Source organism: Secundilactobacillus paracollinoides, assembly GCF_001702155.1.
Lineage (GTDB): Bacteria > Bacillota > Bacilli > Lactobacillales > Lactobacillaceae > Secundilactobacillus > Secundilactobacillus paracollinoides.
Window position 1 is genome coordinate 1,073,547 of sequence record NZ_CP014912.1, and the last position, 17,140, is coordinate 1,090,686.

13 protein-coding genes are annotated in these 17,140 nt (G+C 47.9%); 2 read left to right on the top strand and 11 right to left on the bottom strand.

What is annotated here, in order from left to right:
* Window positions 1-598: 598 nt before the first annotated feature.
* The 3 genes from dnaB to AYR61_RS04570 all read right to left on the bottom strand — a co-directional run bounded on the left by dnaB (window position 599) and on the right by AYR61_RS04570 (window position 4,960).
* Window positions 599-1,987, bottom strand: coding sequence for a replicative DNA helicase (gene dnaB, locus AYR61_RS04560; protein ID WP_056987230.1), 1,389 nt, complete (start codon window positions 1,985-1,987; stop codon window positions 599-601).
* Window positions 1,988-2,383: 396 nt separating this feature from the next.
* Window positions 2,384-2,836: a 50S ribosomal protein L9 gene (gene rplI / locus AYR61_RS04565; protein WP_065901876.1), complete on the bottom strand. Its 453-nt coding sequence runs from the start codon at window positions 2,834-2,836 to the stop codon at window positions 2,384-2,386.
* A 99-nt stretch (window positions 2,837-2,935) separates the two neighbouring features.
* Window positions 2,936-4,960 (bottom strand): DHH family phosphoesterase, encoded by a 2,025-nt coding sequence (locus AYR61_RS04570; protein WP_083215480.1) that lies wholly within the window; start codon window positions 4,958-4,960, stop codon window positions 2,936-2,938.
* A 537-nt stretch (window positions 4,961-5,497) separates the two neighbouring features.
* Between AYR61_RS04570 and AYR61_RS04575 the strand changes: the two genes are divergently transcribed.
* The gene (locus AYR61_RS04575; protein ID WP_065901877.1) at window positions 5,498-6,910 is read left to right on the top strand and encodes a DHA2 family efflux MFS transporter permease subunit; all 1,413 of its coding nucleotides are present in this window, start codon (window positions 5,498-5,500) and stop codon (window positions 6,908-6,910) included.
* 52 nt (window positions 6,911-6,962) lie between these two features.
* On the opposite strand, the gene AYR61_RS04580 is transcribed toward AYR61_RS04575, so the two are convergent.
* The 8 genes from AYR61_RS04580 to yaaA all read right to left on the bottom strand — a co-directional run bounded on the left by AYR61_RS04580 (window position 6,963) and on the right by yaaA (window position 16,139).
* The gene (locus AYR61_RS04580) at window positions 6,963-7,433 is read right to left on the bottom strand and encodes a YbaK/EbsC family protein (protein ID WP_065901878.1); all 471 of its coding nucleotides are present in this window, start codon (window positions 7,431-7,433) and stop codon (window positions 6,963-6,965) included.
* A 775-nt stretch (window positions 7,434-8,208) separates the two neighbouring features.
* Complete coding sequence (rpsR, locus tag AYR61_RS04585; protein WP_054710713.1) at window positions 8,209-8,445, bottom strand: 30S ribosomal protein S18; 237 nt, start codon at window positions 8,443-8,445, stop codon at window positions 8,209-8,211.
* 25 nt (window positions 8,446-8,470) lie between these two features.
* Entirely contained in the window at window positions 8,471-9,031 is a 561-nt protein-coding gene (ssb, locus tag AYR61_RS04590) for a single-stranded DNA-binding protein (RefSeq protein ID WP_054710715.1), read from the bottom strand.
* A 42-nt stretch (window positions 9,032-9,073) separates the two neighbouring features.
* Window positions 9,074-9,361, bottom strand: a complete 288-nt coding sequence (rpsF, locus tag AYR61_RS04595) for a 30S ribosomal protein S6 (protein ID WP_065901879.1) — start codon at window positions 9,359-9,361, stop codon at window positions 9,074-9,076.
* Window positions 9,362-9,772: 411 nt separating this feature from the next.
* Window positions 9,773-12,445 (bottom strand): DNA gyrase subunit A, encoded by a 2,673-nt coding sequence (gene gyrA, locus AYR61_RS04600; protein WP_083220032.1) that lies wholly within the window; start codon window positions 12,443-12,445, stop codon window positions 9,773-9,775.
* Window positions 12,446-12,750: 305 nt separating this feature from the next.
* Window positions 12,751-14,697 (bottom strand): DNA topoisomerase (ATP-hydrolyzing) subunit B, encoded by a 1,947-nt coding sequence (gene gyrB / locus AYR61_RS04605; protein ID WP_065901881.1) that lies wholly within the window; start codon window positions 14,695-14,697, stop codon window positions 12,751-12,753.
* An 18-nt stretch (window positions 14,698-14,715) separates the two neighbouring features.
* A complete protein-coding gene (gene recF / locus AYR61_RS04610; protein WP_065901883.1) occupies window positions 14,716-15,891 on the bottom strand; it encodes a DNA replication/repair protein RecF in 1,176 nt (391 codons plus the stop codon).
* 2 nt (window positions 15,892-15,893) lie between these two features.
* Window positions 15,894-16,139 (bottom strand): S4 domain-containing protein YaaA, encoded by a 246-nt coding sequence (yaaA, locus tag AYR61_RS04615; RefSeq protein WP_162231468.1) that lies wholly within the window; start codon window positions 16,137-16,139, stop codon window positions 15,894-15,896.
* A gap of 638 nt (window positions 16,140-16,777) precedes the next feature.
* Here yaaA and AYR61_RS15135 point away from each other — a divergent pair.
* On the top strand, window positions 16,778-17,062 hold the full coding sequence (locus tag AYR61_RS15135) for a hypothetical protein (protein ID WP_156652819.1): 285 nt from the start codon (window positions 16,778-16,780) through the stop codon (window positions 17,060-17,062).
* The last annotated feature ends 78 nt before the right edge of the window (window positions 17,063-17,140 follow it).

Sequence of the window (17,140 nt, forward strand, 5' to 3'; positions counted from 1 at the left end):
CTGGCTTTCATGGGCGAAGTCCCCTAGGTGCAACTCCTTGCCCCGTGTCGCACGTTTCGGCTCGAGGACAGCAGCGCGCAAATGACATCGGAACCCTTGTAGTCTCTAATTCAAAATAACCATACCAACCACTCAACATCCCGAACGACTGACATTTTCTACTGTTTGATAACCCCCTACTTTCCAACACCGAACCCCAAATCAGGTCAATCATTTATCTAATCTGATACATAAGTATAGAAAAACCGAGCATGATTTAAATCATGCTCGGTTTGTTTTGCGTAGATTATTGTATTGTGGGAAGTGATTGTGGGTCTTTTTTAATGAGTGATGGTGGCAGCTACTTTCTATTAGCCTCGAGCTGAAACGTGTTCCAGAAGGCAAGGAGTTGCACCTAAGCAACTTCCGGCACAAAATCCAAACCAGTATGATTGCTACGAATTGCTACTGGCAGCCACCTTCTATTAGCCTTGAGCTGAAACGTGTTCCAGAAGGCAGGGGGCTACTGCAGAAGCAACTTCGACCAAAAAAGGCAAGGAACAGCCTTTTTCGGTCAAAGTTACTTCTGCTCCGCCCCCTAACCGCCTTCTTCCACACTCTACCCTTCTGGCGTATAAGCCACCGAAGAGAACTTATTAAACGACTTCACAAACAACAGCTTCACCGTCCCACGTGGACCCGAACGGTTTTTTTCGATAATGACTTCAACTTCACCCACATCTTGGGTCTCGTCATCTTGTCCGCCGCCGTCGTTATCATCATCGTCATCGCCGTCCCGCTCGTAATAGTCATCACGATACAGGAACGACACGATGTCCGCATCTTGTTCAATTGATCCTGATTCACGAATATCTGACAGCACAGGTCGTTTATCCTGCCGTTGTTCAACACCACGAGACAGTTGTGACAGCGCGATAACCGGCACGTGTAATTCCTTGGCCAGTTTCTTTAACTGCCGGGAAATTGCAGAAACTTCCTGTTGCCGGTTTTCAGCACCGGAACTTTCGATCAGTTGCAGATAATCGACCACAACTAACCCTAAGTTTCCGTTTTGCTCCTTATCCAATCGCCGACATTTTGCCCGAATTTCAGACATCTTAATACCAGCCGTATCATCGATAAAGATCTTCGCTTTGGATAAACTACCCATTGCCACGATCAAATTTTGCCACTCATTTTCTTCTAGTTGTCCAGTCCGCAAATGGTTGGCGTTGATACTGCCTTCCGCACAAAGCATCCGGCTGACCAATGACTCAGCACTCATTTCCAAACTGAAAATAGCAACTGCTTTATCCGTCTTCGTTCCAACGTTTTGCGCAATGTTTAACGCAAACGCGGTCTTCCCAACGGCTGGCCGGGCAGCTAGGATCATTAATTCATCTTCATGCAACCCGGTGGTCATGTCGTCCAGGTCCTTATACCCAGTAGACAGACCCGTAACGGTATCCCCCTGCTGAGAGAGCTTATCGATCTCTTCAAAGGTGTTGTTCAGCACGTCCTTAATGATCTTAAAGCCGGCCTGACTACGCGCCTCAGAGACGTTCATAATGGCTTGTTCGGCACCATCGATGATATCATCCACGGACTCATCTTCAGCATACCCATCCGTAACGATCTTCGTTGCCGTCTGAATCAGCCGACGCAGCGTGGCTTTTTCACCGATGATCTTTGCGTAGTACCCAACGTTAGACGCCGTTGGCACAGACGAAGCCAACTCGGCAATATAGGTCATGCCGCCAACGTCTTCAAGCTGATTCTGCCGTTTTAACTCATCGGAAACGGTCACGGCATCAATGGCCTCATCCCGGTCATTTAAATCTACCATGACCTGAAAGATCAGCTGGTGCGCACGCCGATAAAAGTCGTCTGCCTGGACTAATTCCATAGCGTCGACTAAGGCATCACCATTTAAAAAGATCGCCCCGAGAACAGCTTTTTCAGCCTCGATATTTTGTGGTGGTGTTTGATCACGTAACCCTTCACTCATTTGAATTCACCTGATTTCCTTTGGGGAAGAGTGTGGAAGGAGGCGGTTAAGGGGCGGAGCATAAGCGACTTTCGACAGAAAATCCCGGTCTTGGATTTTGTGTCGGAAGTTGCTTATGCAGTAGCCCCTTGCCTCCTGGAACACGTTTAGGCTACGTGGCCGAAACGTGTTCCGCAAGCCAGGGGGCTACTGTGTAAGCAACTCTGGTCAAAAAAGTCAGAACCAGACTTTTCTGCCCAGAGTTACTTACACTCCGCCCCCCTAACCGGCTTGCTCCACACTCTACTACTAAACGGGGCCACGACAACCAACCATAGGCTTTGCCGTCGACCCCGTCAATGAAACACAAACTTTCTCTATTTGGACTAACCGTTTTGGTGCATCCCACCGGTAACGCTACTTTTCGTCAACGTGCACCCGAATGGTTCCTGTTACATCTTTGTACAGCTTAACCGGCACGTTAATGTACCCAAGCATCTTAATTGGTTCTTTCATCTCAAGCTTGTGCTTGTTGATGGTGATGCCAAATTGCTTGTCGAGGGCTTGGATCAATTGCTTGCTGGAGATGGCACCGAACAAACGATCATCCGTTCCAGCCTTAGCTGTCAGTTGAACAACAGTCTTCTTGTCTTCCAAAACGGCCTTCAGTTTCACGGCTTCTTCACGGTCTTCTTCTTCGCGCTTTTCTTCGGCACGTTGCTGACCCTTTAATTGGCTCATGGCTGCTGAAGTGGCGGCTTTGGCCTTGTTTTGCTTAATTAAAAAGTTTTGGGCATAGCCGTCTGGCATGTCTTTGACTTCACCGCGTTTACCTTTACCGCGGACGTCTTGTAAAAAGATAACTTTCACAGGTAAGTCCTCCTTTTAAGGACGGTCTATTTGACCGCCTCATATCGCCCAAATTGGGCCTCATTAAATACTCTATCATAAATCCTAACTAAAGAGAACCTACTCCTTTTCGGGAGTCGGTTCTTCTTCGTCTTCGCCGTTTAAAATGGCGACTAATTGCTGTTTAACATCACTGACGGTACTGTCTGAAATCTGTGTCGCACCGCTGGATAGGTGACCGCCGCCGCCCATCTTTTCCATAATAATTTGAACGTTCAGCTGACCCGTGCTTCGAGCAGAAATCCCGATTCGGCCGTCATCACGTTTTGTAATGACAAACGACGCATCGATGCCCGACATGTTTAACAATGAATCCGCTGCTTGGGCAGCCGTCACGGAATCATAGATTTGGTCTTCTTCACCGGTAACCACTGCGAGGTCGCCATTGATAAATTCAACCAGCTCGATCAAGTGATTCCGTTGCAGATAACTGTCCACGTTTTCCTTCATAAACTGCTGCATTTGAACCAGGTCGGCACCGGCTGACCGTAAATAACTGGCCGCGTCAAACGTCCGAGACCCCGTCCGCAATGAGAACGACTTCGTATCAATAAAGATCCCCGTCAACATTGCAGTGGCTTCGATCTTATTAACTGGTTCGCTTTCCTGTGACTGGTATTCAAACATTTCAGTAATCAACTCACACGTTGAGCTGGCGTAGGGCTCGATGTAGACCAACATTGGGTTTTCAGGGAACTCTTCACCCCGCCGGTGATGGTCGATGATCACAGTCCGGTTTTCCAGCCGCTCATACAGCTCAGGTGAGATGGACAGCGACGTCTTGGAGTGGTCGACCATGACCAGCATGGACTGCTTGGTCACCTTGTTGAGCGCCTCATCAGGCGTGATGATGGCGTCAGCGATCTCGGGATAATCCTTGGTAGCGACCATGAGCCGCTGGACATCCGAGTGAATTTTTTCCTGGTCTAAAACGATGTAGCATTCCTTGCCATTCATTTGCGCGATCCGGCGAATCCCCATGCAGGCCCCAATGGCGTCCATATCAGGCTGCTGATGTCCCTGAACAAAAATGGTATCAGCTTGCGACATCAATTCTTGCAGCGCTTGGGAAATCATCCGTGCCCGAACTCGTGTCCGTTTCTCCATCGGGTTAGTCTTGCCGCCATAGAACCGCGCTTCCTCGTCCTGCGCACGGACAACGACCTGGTCACCGCCTCGACCCAGTGCCAAGTCCAAATTGGACTGTGCCTGATCAGCAAGTTTGGCTAAGTCAGCGCCACCATACGCGATCCCCATACTGAGGGTCAGTGGGAAGTTTTGCTTGGAAGTGTTCTCCCGGATAGTGTCCAGAATGCTGAATTTATCCTCTTCAATGGCCGTCAGCGACTTGGCATAGAGAAAGACCAAGAAGTGATCGTCATCCAGATGTTTGAGGTACATGCCAAATTTTTGCGCCCAAACGGAGAGTTCGTTTGTCACGTAGTTTCGCAGGTTCGACACGTCCTGGTCAGTCATGGATTGCGTTATTTCGTCGTAGTTATCCAAAAAGACCTGCCCAATGGCCAGCCGTTCGTTGTCGTACCGCGATTGAATCTGCGCAAAGTGGGTCACTTCCATGAGGTAGACGGCCCGAACATCTTTTTGGACGAGAAACGAAAATTGCCGTTCCCGCCACGTCACTGTTTGGGCATGCTCATCCGACGCATGGGCTTCGATGAGTTGTTCCAGTTCAGGGTCAACGTCGTTTAACCGTCGACTCAGCACCGTCTCGTCGCCAAAATAGCGCTGCAGGTATGGGTTCACCCATTCAATGGCATCGTTGTCACCAAACATCATGACCCCGACCGGCATGTCGATCAGTGCCTCCTGTTCACCTCGATTGATTCGAAATGACAGGTCAGCGATATACCGGTTCATGTCGGCGCTGATCTCATTCATGGTATTAAACGCGAACACGGAACTGACGATAATCAGTACCAGGAACGCAACACCCAGGATCCACGAGAAGATGAAGGCCATCACAACGCCGATCAGGGACAAGCACATGATAAAGAGCGCCAAGCCGCGCAATCGTTTATTTCTTAAAAATTCGGGTGAGTTATCCCTTGAGAAAAAACCGTTCATTCTAAGTCCTCTGTTTTCATTCGCTAATAATAATAGCCTTATTTTAGCACAAACCCGCACTCATATAAATCTGACGGCTTCCATGGTCGTTTTCATAAAAATTGGTGGTAATGGGTTTAACTAATGTGTTTTCTTGGTATTAGAGCCGTAACGTGGTTCAGAAAGCAGAAGGTTACATACAAGCCGACTCTGACACACCTCTAGGCCCGGGAATTTATGTCAGAGTTGGTCTTTCTTGGCATCATAGCCGTAACGTGTTCCGCAAGGCACGGGGCTAACGTGTAACGAACTCTGGACCGCCTTGCTCCCAATTTTTTGGCATCATAGCCGTAACGAGTTCCAGAAAGCAGAAGGTTGCACACAAGCCGACTCTGACATAAATTCCAGGACCGGGAATTTATGTCAGAGTCAACTTGTGCTCCACCTTCTAACCGCTTTCTTCCACTCTTCTCAAAAAAACACTTACGAAGCCGCCAATTTTCTGGTAGTGTAACCAATTGTGAAAAAGCATCCATTTTCAAGAAAGAGGTATTATTCATGGAACAACAAGCTACAATGAGTGCGTCACGGCCCCGGGTCGTGGTCAAGCACCCCGCTCTCGCCATGGCCAGTATGTTAATTGGCGCTTTCGTGGGGATGTTTAGTGAAACATCATTAAACATTGCCCTGCCAAAACTAATGGTCAGCCTGAGTATTTCGACCGCCACCGTTCAGTGGCTGGTCACCGGCTACATGTTAGTCATCGGAATTGTTTTACCGTTAAACAGTCTGATCACCAAGTGGTTTACTACCCGGCAAGTCGTTATCTTCGGATTATTGGACTTCTTAGTTGGCGCCGTTATCGCAGCGTTGGCACCAAGTTTTCCAATTCTATTATTCGGCCGGATGATTCAGGGTATCGCTACTGGCCTAATCTTGCCGCTGATGTTCACGGTTGCTATGCAGGTCTTTGCGCCGGCTAAACTTGGGGCAGCAATGGGTGCCTGTGCCATGGTCATCATGTTTGCACCAGCCATTGGCCCAACGCTGACCGGATTGATTTTAGCCAAACTTTCTTGGCATTGGATCTTCTGGGCCTTTGTCCCATTCCTGTTGATCGCACTAGTATTTGCACTGACATCACTGGAAAATGTTGGTAACATTAGTAAACCAAAAATCGATGTGCTTTCGATCCTAACCAGTGTCGTCGGGTTTGCCAGCATCGTGACCGCTGTCAGTTTCGCCAGCTCAAAAGGCTGGGGATCCCCACTTGTGTTAGGTCTGCTGCTATTTGGCATCATTGTCTTAGTCGTTTACGCTTACCGCCAAGTCCACATTGCCGAACCAATCTTGAACTTGAAGATCTTCGCTAATCCTGCTTTCCGAGCCGGCGCTTTGATGGTCATGCTTGACTTTGGCATCATCCTATCAGCTATGTACATTCTGCCAATGTACATGCAAAAGGGACTCCTGTTGCCCGTTGCAATGACCGGGATCATCATGTTGCCTGGTGGTATTGTAAATGCACTGGTCTCAGCTGTTTCAGGAAACTTATTTGATAATTTCGGTGCCAAATGGCTGACGCGGTTAGGGTTCCTGATTGCACTGATTGGTGCTATCATGCTGCTGACCACCAGTACACACACCGCTGTGGCCTTTGTAATTGCCGCTCACGTCGTTTTAATGATTGGCTGTCCTCTGGCTATGTCACCAGCTCAAACACATGCTCTGAGTGCATTAAAGGGGCCTGCGTCTGGTGATGGCAGTACCATCATGAATACGTTGCAACAGATCATCGGTGCAATTTCAACCGCTTTAGCAACGAGTTTGCTGGGCATTGGTGAAGCCGCCAGTCACGCAAGCGCACAGGGTGCCTTCACGGCCGGTGTGCACATGGCCGTTTATCTGCCAGTTGTGCTGTCCGTAGTTGCGTTACTGATTGCCTTTACCACCCGATCATTTAAGAAATAAGATAACTAAATGACTACCCAGATCGAAGGCCGCTCAGAAATGAGCGGTCTTTTTAGTTGGTCTCTTTAGCCACATCGACCCACCCAGTGGGATGCGAATACTGTTCAAGTTCAGCTAACGATAACCGAATAGCGGCATTGGTATCGCCAGCATCTGGATAAAGCGTGTCGTACTTTTTAAGCGACTCATCCAGATAAACTTTCACATCCGGGTTCAGTGCAAAGGGACAAACTCCGCCAACCGCGTGTCCGATTCGAGCTTCAACCTCATCGCGGTGGATCATGTTAGCCCGTTTGCCGAATGCGCGCTTAAATTTGCCGTTAGCGACGCGGGAAAGACCACTCGCAACAACTACGACGGCTTGCCCGTCAACGTCAAAGGCGAGCGTTTTTGCAATCTGATCAGGGTCGATGCCAAGGGTCGCAGCCGCTTCGGCAACCGTGGCCGTTGATTCATGGAAAACGTGAATCCGGTCAGAAAGGCCATAAGGTTCAAAATACTGTTCAACAGCTTCAAGTGACATAGCGTTACCTCCATTTCGTTGTCTTACATTCTATCATTTTATTTTAATATTTATAGCGTATTTTAATTTTATGTAAGATTCAAATTCTAAATCGTTTACATCTTGACACCACCCACCCAACATGCGATACTTACCCACGGTGCCAAACCATGGCAAGCAAAAACGATCGGCGCAGCAATGCGTTCAGAAGGTCGAGACGGCTTGCCGACTACATAGCGTTAGAGTGCAGAGCAAACCGGTTAAAGACTGGAGCAGAAGGCGACTATGATACAAAATCCAAACCCAGGATTTTATATCATAGTCGCCTTCTGTGCAAGTCTTTGGTTTGTGGCGCACGTTTCGGCTAGATAACAGTAGAACACGCATGTTAATACGGTTTTATGAGTAAGAAGTCCGAAAAGTATATCTAAAAAAGCCTGATCATATAAAATCAATTTGATTTTGTATGGTCAGGCTTTATATATCCTTATTCTGCAACGAACACAACAGTAGTATGAAAAACTAATTTTGGCTAGTCATTTCTGTGCTAAGTGGTCGGTCTTATTTTTGATGTTATTCAGTAAAAAGTCCCTGTCACTCCTTGCCCTCTACTGTCCTCAAGCCGAAACGTGCGACACGGGGCAAAGGGTTGCACCTAGCGGACTTCGGTCACAAATTCCAAGTTCGGGAATTTATGACCAAAGTCCACTAGGCTCCACCCTTTAACCGCCCCTGGTTCTGCACTCTAAAAGGGACCCCCAACCGTCTCCAGTCAGTGGTCCCTTCCTTTTTGCAATTAGTCTTCGGCAACGAAAGGCATTAAGCCCATGATGCGTGAACGCTTGATTGCGATTGTTAACTTACGTTGGTTCTTGGCACTAGTACCAGTAACCCGACGTGGCAAAATCTTGCCCCGTTCTGAAACAAAACGCTTCAGTAAGTCAGTATCTTTGTAATCGATGTATTCGATGTGGTTGGCAGCGATGAAGTCGACCTTACGACGACGACGTCCGCCTCTTCTTTGTTGAGCCATGTTATTCCCTCCTATTCAGATCCGTTTAGAACGGCAAATCATCATCGGAAATATCAATGCTGTCGCCGTTATTTGCAAACGGGTCAGCCTGATTTTGTCCGCTGTTTTGATTGTTGTTAGCCGCACCATTGGTGTTTGGATCACCAAACGGATTGTTGTTCTGAGGAGCACTATTATTACCAGCAGGCGCACTGTTGTAGTTATTGCTACCGCCGTTTTGGTTGTTGTTATAACTGCCGGAATTACCGTTACTGTTATTATTCGCTGAACGCGGTTCTAACAGTGCAAAGTTATCAACGACCACTTCGGTAACGTAAACACGCTGACCTTGTTGGTTTTCGTAGTTTCTGGTTTGAATTCGGCCGTCGATTCCAACTAACGCACCCTTGTGGGTAAAGTTAGCGAAATTTTCAGCAGATTTCCGCCAGATCACACAGTTGATGAAATCTGCTTCACGCTCGTTGTTTTGATTGGTAAATTGCCGATCAACAGCCAACGTAAAGTTTCCAACTGCCGCCCCACTTGGGGTGTACCGTAAATCAACATCTCTTGTCAAGCGTCCAGTTAGCAATGCTCGGTTGATCATAGGAATTGCTCCTCTCTATCTAGTTATAGTTGAATGTCTAAATTAGTCTTCGCGTTTGACGATCATGTGACGTAAGATATCGTCGCTGATCTTTGAAAGACGGTCGAATTCGTTTAAAGCTGCGTCGTCGTTGGAGTTCAAGTTAACGATGTGGTATACACCTTCACTGTAGCCGCCGATTTCGTAAGCGAAACGAAGCTTCTTCCAGTCTTTTGAATCAATCAATTCTGCACCATTGTCGGTCAGAACCTTGTCGAAACGGTCAACTAAGGCAGTCTTAGCTGCGTCGTCAAGGTCTGGGCGAATGATGTAAGTAATTTCATACTTCATGAAATTTGCACCTCCTTATGGACTTCAGGCCCTCTTCAGTTAGATTTAAGAGAGCAAGGAGAGTTATCCGAGAATGGATTACTCACAAAATAGTATTTTAGCAAATTTTCAGCTAAGATGCAACGCTTATTTAGACAAGAGATTTCGTATACCCTATATATACGAAATCAAAACGAGCGGTGTTTTTTTCTTTTTTGACTTTTTAAAAAAATAAAACTGACGCTTTAATTGCAGCGTTAACTCCGCCAACACTGGCCAGTAATAGTGCGTCGTTCAGCTGCTGGATCAAGCCACGAGCTCACAGTCCAATAATAGAACGGCCATTCAATTATCATTTTCTATCCTCTTGCCACTCTAACCACAAAAAAACGTCACCAGATCTTCATCCAGCAACGTTTCTTGTTTTAGTGTTTAGTCATCGTCATCCGTATCATCCGGATTACCCAGCATCCCTGAATCAGAGTCGTTGTCGGCATCACTATCATTTGTGGTGTCGTCATCGTCTTCTGCATCAGCAGCGTTTAGTAACCGGTCTAATGACGTGTCAGTCCCAGTAGTGGTTTCATTGGTGATCACTGGTGCATCACCATCTGAACCGCCATCATCCGTTGGTGTAACATCCTGCGCGTCATCACCATCGTCTGGGTCTTCCTTTTCAACAACAGCCATCGTAGCGACCTTGGAATCGTCATCCAGACGAATCAAGTGAATCCCTAAGGTTGCCCGACCCGTTTGTGAGACGTTTTCAACGCCGAACCGGATCATAACACCCTTATCAGTGATCAACATGATGTCTTCCTCACCGTTAACGGTAGTCAGACCAGCCAGTGGGCCGTTCTTTTCAGTGATGTTAATGGTCTTGATACCCTTACCACCACGGCCTTTCATGGCGTATTCATCGGCTGGGGTCTGTTTGCCATACCCCTTTTCGGAAATCACAAACACGTTGCTGGTTGGGCCAAGAATGGCGGAACCGACCACGTAATCATCATCCCGAAGACGAACCCCACGGACACCGGTAGCGGAACGGCCCATGGACCGTACGTCACTTGCTTGGAAGCTAACGGCATATCCGGAGTGCGTCCCAATGATCATGTTCTGGTCAGCGTCCACGATAGACACGTTGATCAGCTCATCGTCATCTTTCAAGTTCAAGGCTTTCAGACCATTGCTGCGAATGTTAGAGAATTCGTCGACAGGAGTTCGTTTAACCGTTCCTTTCAACGTGGTGAAGAACAGATACTTCTCTTGATCACCAGCAGCATCCGAGACATTGATCACCGCTTGAATGCTCTCCTTCGAGTCGACATTCAGCAGGTTAATGATCGGAATCCCCTTTGCGGAACGCCCATATTCAGGAATTTCGTACCCCTTCATCCGGTAAACCTTACCCGCGTTGGTAAAGAATAACAGGACGTCATGGGTCGAAGTGGAAATCAGGTGTTCGATGAAGTCATCATCATGGATGCCCATTCCCTGAATCCCACGACCGCCACGGTTTTGCGCCTTAAATTCGGTCGTTGGCAAGCGTTTGATGTACCCGTTATGGGTGAGGGAAACCATGACGTTTTCCTCTTCGATCAAGTCTTCGTCTTCGAGGCTCAGCACTTCACCAACCATCAATTCAGTCCGCCGATCATCGCCGAACTTCTCTTGAATTTCCAAGAGCTCTTCGTAAATGATCTGGTTTTGCCGGTCGCGACTTGCCAAAATAGCTTTGTAGTCTGTGATCGACTTTTGTAATTCATCGTATTCGTGCTCAACCTTGTCACGTTCCAAACCGGTCAAACGAACGAGCCGCATATCCAAAATGGCCTGGGCTTGTTTATCTGACAGTGGGAACCGTGACATTAATTCGGTCTTAGCAACGTCGGCAGTCTGGGAACCACGGATGATCGAAATGATCTCATCAATGTGGTCCAGGGCAATCTTTAACCCTTCCAGAATGTGCGCCCGCGCTTCCGCCTTCTTTAATTCGAAGGCGGTCCGCCGTTGAATGACTTCCAACTGGTGCGCCAAGTAGTACTGCAGGATTTCTTTCAAACTGAGCACTTTAGGTGAACCGGCAACGATGGCCAGCATGTTGAACCCAAACGACGTCTGCATCAATGTCATCTTGTACAGGTTGTTTAAAATAACCTCAGCACTAGCATCGCGGCGAACGTCCACCACGATCCGCATCCCTTCACGGTCAGACTCATCGTTAACATCCGTGATGCCTTCGATTCGCTTGTCACGGGCTAAATCAGCGATCCGTTCGATCAGCTTAGCCTTGTTGACCATGTATGGAATTTCGGTTGCAACGATACGTTGCTTACCGCTCTTATCAGATTCAATTTCAACTTTAGCGCGTAGGGTAATGGTCCCCTTACCCGTTTCATAGGCTTTCCGGATACCGGATTTACCCATGACCACGCCACCGGTAGGAAAATCGGGGCCTGGCAAAGCTTCCATCAGATCAGCGGTCGTTGCATCCGGATTCTTCATCAGGATGTGAATGGCGCTGATGACTTCCGCCAAGTTGTGCGGTGGAATGTTGGTTGCCATCCCAACGGCGATTCCTGAAGCTCCGTTAACTAAGAGGTTTGGGAACCGTGCCGGTAACACCGTTGGTTCCTTTTCGGTATCGTCATAGTTGGGTTGGTAATCGATGGTATCTTTGTTGATATCACGCAGCATTTCCAACGCAATTTTGCTTAAACGGGCTTCGGTATACCGCATGGCAGCGGCACCGTCACCATCGACGGACCCAAAGTTCCCATGACCGTCAACAAGGGGGTAACGGTAACTAAAGTCTTGGGCCATCCGGACCATAGACTCGTAAACCGCACTATCACCATGGGGGTGATACTTCCCCAAAACGTCCCCAACGATTCTGGCCGACTTCTTGTACGGCTTGTCTGGGGTAACACCCAGTTCGTGCATATCGTACAGGATCCGTCGGTGAACGGGTTTCAACCCATCCCGAACGTCAGGCAACGCCCGCGCCACGATAACACTCATGGCATAATCTAGAAATGATGTTCGCATGGTTTTCGCCAAGTCAACATCTTGAATTCGATTTGGTAAATCTTGATCAGCCAAATCAGTAACCTCCAATCAATGAGGCCGCGACATGATGTCTGAACCTCTGGCTTGTCCGTTTCTACGTTGTTTTACTTTGTTTATTGAGTTAATGGCATCTAAGTAACTTTCGACATAAAATCCAAAATTAGGATTTTATAAGCTACAAATCGCTACCTGCAAGCGGCTTTCTATTAGCCTTGAGCTGAAACGTGTTCCAGAAGGCAAGGAGTTGCACCTAAGCAACTTCCGGCACAAAATCCAAAACCGGGATTTTCTGTCGAAAGTTACTTATGCTCCGCCCCTTAACCGCCTTCTTCCACACTCTAGGCATCTAGGTTTTCTACATACTTCGCATTCTGCTCAATAAATTCACGCCGGGGTTCGACCTTATCGCCCATCAGTGTGGTGAACGCGTCGTTAGAATCCATGGCGTCGCTGGCATCAACTCGGAGCAACCGACGATTTTCTGGATCCATGGTCGTTTCCCAGAGTTGTTCAGCGTCCATTTCACCAAGCCCTTTGTACCGTTGGATAGCTGGTTTTGGTGACGGTGGCAGCTGGCCGACGAAGTCTTTTAATTCTTCATCGGAATCGATGTAACGGTGCATCTTCCCTTGGCGAACCTGGTACAGCGGCGGCTGAGCAATGTAAACGTAGCCTGCTTCAAGCAGTGGCCGCATGTACCGGTAGATCAAGGTTAACAACAACGTCCGAATATGGGCGCCATCGACATCGGCATCGGTCATGATGATCAGTTTGTGGTAGTTTGCCTTGCTGACATCGAAATCTTCGCCAAACCCAGTGCCCATCGCTGTAAACAGTGACCGGATTTCTTCGTTGGCTAAGATGCGATCCATGCTGGCCTTTTCAACGTTTAAGATCTTCCCACGAATTGGTAGGATGGCTTGGGTCAACCGTGACCGACCCTGCTTAGCAGAACCGCCGGCGGAATCCCCTTCGACGATGAACAATTCAGAAATTGCTGGATCTTTACTGGTGTTATCAGCTAACTTACCAGGCAGGTTACTGATTTCAAGGCCGCTCTTCTTTCGAGTAACTTCACGCGCCCGCTTAGCTGCAACCCGCGCCTTAGAAGCCAGCATCCCCTTATCAACGATCTTCTTAGCTTCATCAGGGTTTTCCATCAGGAACTTCGAGAAACGTTCGCTAAACAGGTGGTCAGTGGCCGTCCGGGCATCCGAGTTCCCAAGTTTCGTCTTCGTTTGACCCTCAAATTGTGGGTCCGGATGTTTAACTGAGACAACGGCGGTCAAGCCTTCACGGACATCTTCCCCGCTCAGGTTATCCTCGTTGTCCTTCATGAGATTGTTCTTGCGCGCATAGTCGTTGATGATCCGCGTCAAAGCACGTTTGAACCCTTCTTCATGCGTCCCACCTTCGTAGGTGTGGATGTTGTTGGTAAACGTCAACAGGTTTGAGTGGTAGTCGTCGGTATACTGCAACGCAACTTCAACCGTGATGCCCTTTTCTTCACCTTCAACATAGATTGGTTCAGGGAAAATGACATCCTTGTTTTTATTTAAATATTCAACGTAATGACGGATCCCGCCTTCGTACATAAAGGATTGTTCAGTTGGCTCGTCAGGCCGCTCATCACGGATAGTAATGCGCAGACCCTTGTTTAAGAAAGCCAGCTCGCGGATCCGGGTGGTCAGGATCTTAATGTCGTACGTAGTGGTTTCCCGGAAAATATCTGGGTCCGGCAAGAAGTGCACCGTGGTCCCGCGAATGTTTTCTGGTAACCCTTCGTCAATGACCTTCATTGGGGTCTTAACGTGGCCGTACGCAAAGTCCATGTAGTACCGCTTGCCGTCCCGAACGACCTTAACGTCCAGTTCGGAGGACAGCGCGTTCACAACGGATGCCCCCACACCATGCAGCCCACCGGAAACTTTGTACCCGCCGCCGCCGAACTTACCACCGGCATGCAGGATCGTAAAGACGGTTTCCAGAGCGGATTTCCCCGTCTTCTTTTGCGTGTCAACCGGGATCCCACGACCGTTATCAACAACGGTAATACTGTTGTCCTTTTCAACGGTCACATGGATGGCATCGGCGAAACCTGCCAGAGCTTCATCGATCCCGTTATCCACGATTTCCCAGACCAAGTGGTGCAGCCCTTGTGAGCTCGTCGTCCCAATGTACATCCCGGGCCGTTTCCGAACCGCTTCAAGTCCTTCCAACACTTGGATCTGGCTGGCATCGTATTCGCGTGCCTTTTCCTGCTTGCTTTCTTCCTTATCAGCCAAGTGATATTCCTCCTTTTGCTAAATACCGTTAGTCTCGTCATCAGCCGCATCCGCAGACGCGTCCTCATCACCATCGTCCGACTCAGAACTGATCTGACCGTTGTTGATGGTGAAGATCTTTGGTTGGTGAATCAACTTCTGGGCCACCCCGCTTAGACTCGTGGTGGTCAAAAATGTTTGCACCTTGTCTTGTATGGCAGTCAGTAGGTGAGTCTGCCGCATATCATCGAGCTCCGACAGAACATCGTCCAGTAACAGGACGGGATACTCGCCGGTTTGTTCGTGCATTAAATCAATTTCCGCTAACTTGACGCTGAGTGCTGTGGTCCGCTGTTGCCCCTGAGAGCCAAAGCTGGCGACGTCCTTGTCGTTCACAATGAATTTCAGGTCATCACGATGCGGTCCCAGCAGTGTCGTTCGTTGAAACAATTCTTTATCTCGCTTGGCCGCGTAACCGGCTTTTAAGGCCTCGTAAATGTGTGCCGTATCCACTAACGCATCGTCAGCGATACTCGTCGCATAATGAAAGGTCAGCGTTTCGCGCTGTTGTGAGATTTCTTGGTGGATCTGGGCGGCCCAGGTCTCCAGTTGTTTTAAAAACGTGATGCGTTGAAACATGATCTGCGCGCCATAATTAGCCAGCTGATCCGACAACACGTCGAGTAAAACAAGGTCCTTTTGCTGTTTAGCACCCAGTTCCTTCAGGTATTTATTACGTTGTTTCAGAATTGTCCGATATTGAGACAAGTTATACAGATACTTCTGGCTCATTTGGCCAAATTCCATATCCATAAACCGGCGGCGAATCTGGGGTGCCCCCTTGACCAATGACAGGTCTTCTGGCGCGAACAGGATCACGTTTAGCTGCCCAACATAGCGGGACAGCTTGGCCTGCTCTAAATGATTGACCTTGGCACGCTTACCGTGCTTTGACAGATCCAGTTCCAACGGAGTATTCCCGCTGGCCTTCTGCACCCGACCCTTCACCTGCGCTGTTTCCGCCTGCCAATTGATCAAGTCGCGGTCACTACTTGTCCGGTGATTGCGGGCTAAGGCCAAAAAATAAATGGCCTCCAGCAGGTTCGTCTTCCCCTGGGCATTTTCACCCAGCAAGACATTGACCCCGTCGCCAAACGCCACTGTCACGTCGTCGTAATTGCGGAAATTGTGTAACGCTAATGCCTGTAATTTCATGACTATTCAGCCTGATTTAAGCGTATAAAAAATAGCCCGACATCTTTGACATCAACCGTATCACCCGGATATAACTTACGTCCCCGGCGATTGTCCGGTTCGCCATTAACATCTACGGCATGCTCTTTGAGATACCACTTCGCCTGACCACCGGACCCAACGATTGCTTCTTCTTTAAGCATCTGGCCCAAGGTGATGTATGGCGGCTCAATGAAAACTTCCTTTTTCACGGCTTCACCCACCTTCATTTTCTCTGCTAATTATACGCTTTTTGAGGGTAAAAGTATACCTTTCAATCACGTACAAGCAATATGAGCGATTTTCTGGCTTGAATGTGTCTTTTATCAAAATCAGCCAAAATGCGCTTAGAATTTAAAAATTCATGGTTTCCAGCGAAATTACCCCTGTTTTTGGATTTTCGGAGACTGACTTTGAACGGATGTAACGAAAAGTTGGGTGATTTGTGGTGAATATGGGCTGATTTGGCTAGTTTAAGACATGGAAAACTGCTTTTGATGTTTGAAAATAAAAAGATGACTTAGTCAATGAACTACGGGCGAGATTTTGAATCGGTTTGGCTGATAAAAACCGGCAATGCACATTCAATAATTTTTTTGAGAGATGTGCCACGTCAGTTATGTGTATGCGTCATGGCTAATTTGATTGACTGTTTGTCGTTTTTTAAGGCAACGCTCTGTTAGGTACTCTTTTTGTCCAACTGATATTGCTTCTTTATTGCTTCGCGGATGATCAGTTTCAAGCAGACGGCCTCTTTGGCCATTTTGATAGACCTGGTGTTAGGTTCTATTTGGTGTCTTACCATTTTTCACAAAGTTATTTTGATGTAAAAAGAGACTTATTCCATTTTTGGAATAAGTCTCTTTTTTTGATTGATTTACTTGTTCATTTTGATACAAACTGGTTTTATTTGTTGGGTTTACGGTTGCTGTTATGCGGGTTTGTGCATTTTGGGTACCCAGCATCAAATATAAAACCTGGATTGGCCAATGAAAGTTACTGCTTTTTTTGGCAGCTGCTTTCTATTAGCCTTGAGTTGAAACGTGTTCCAGAAGGCAGGGGGCTACTGCAGAAGCAACTTCGACCAAAAAAAGCAAAACCAGGATTTTCTGATGAAAGCTATAAATTGCTACTGGCAACTGCTTTCTCTTAGCCTTTTGCCGAAACGTGTTCCAGAAGGCAAGGAGTTGCACCTAAGTAACTTCGACCAAAAAAGGCAAAACCAGCCTTT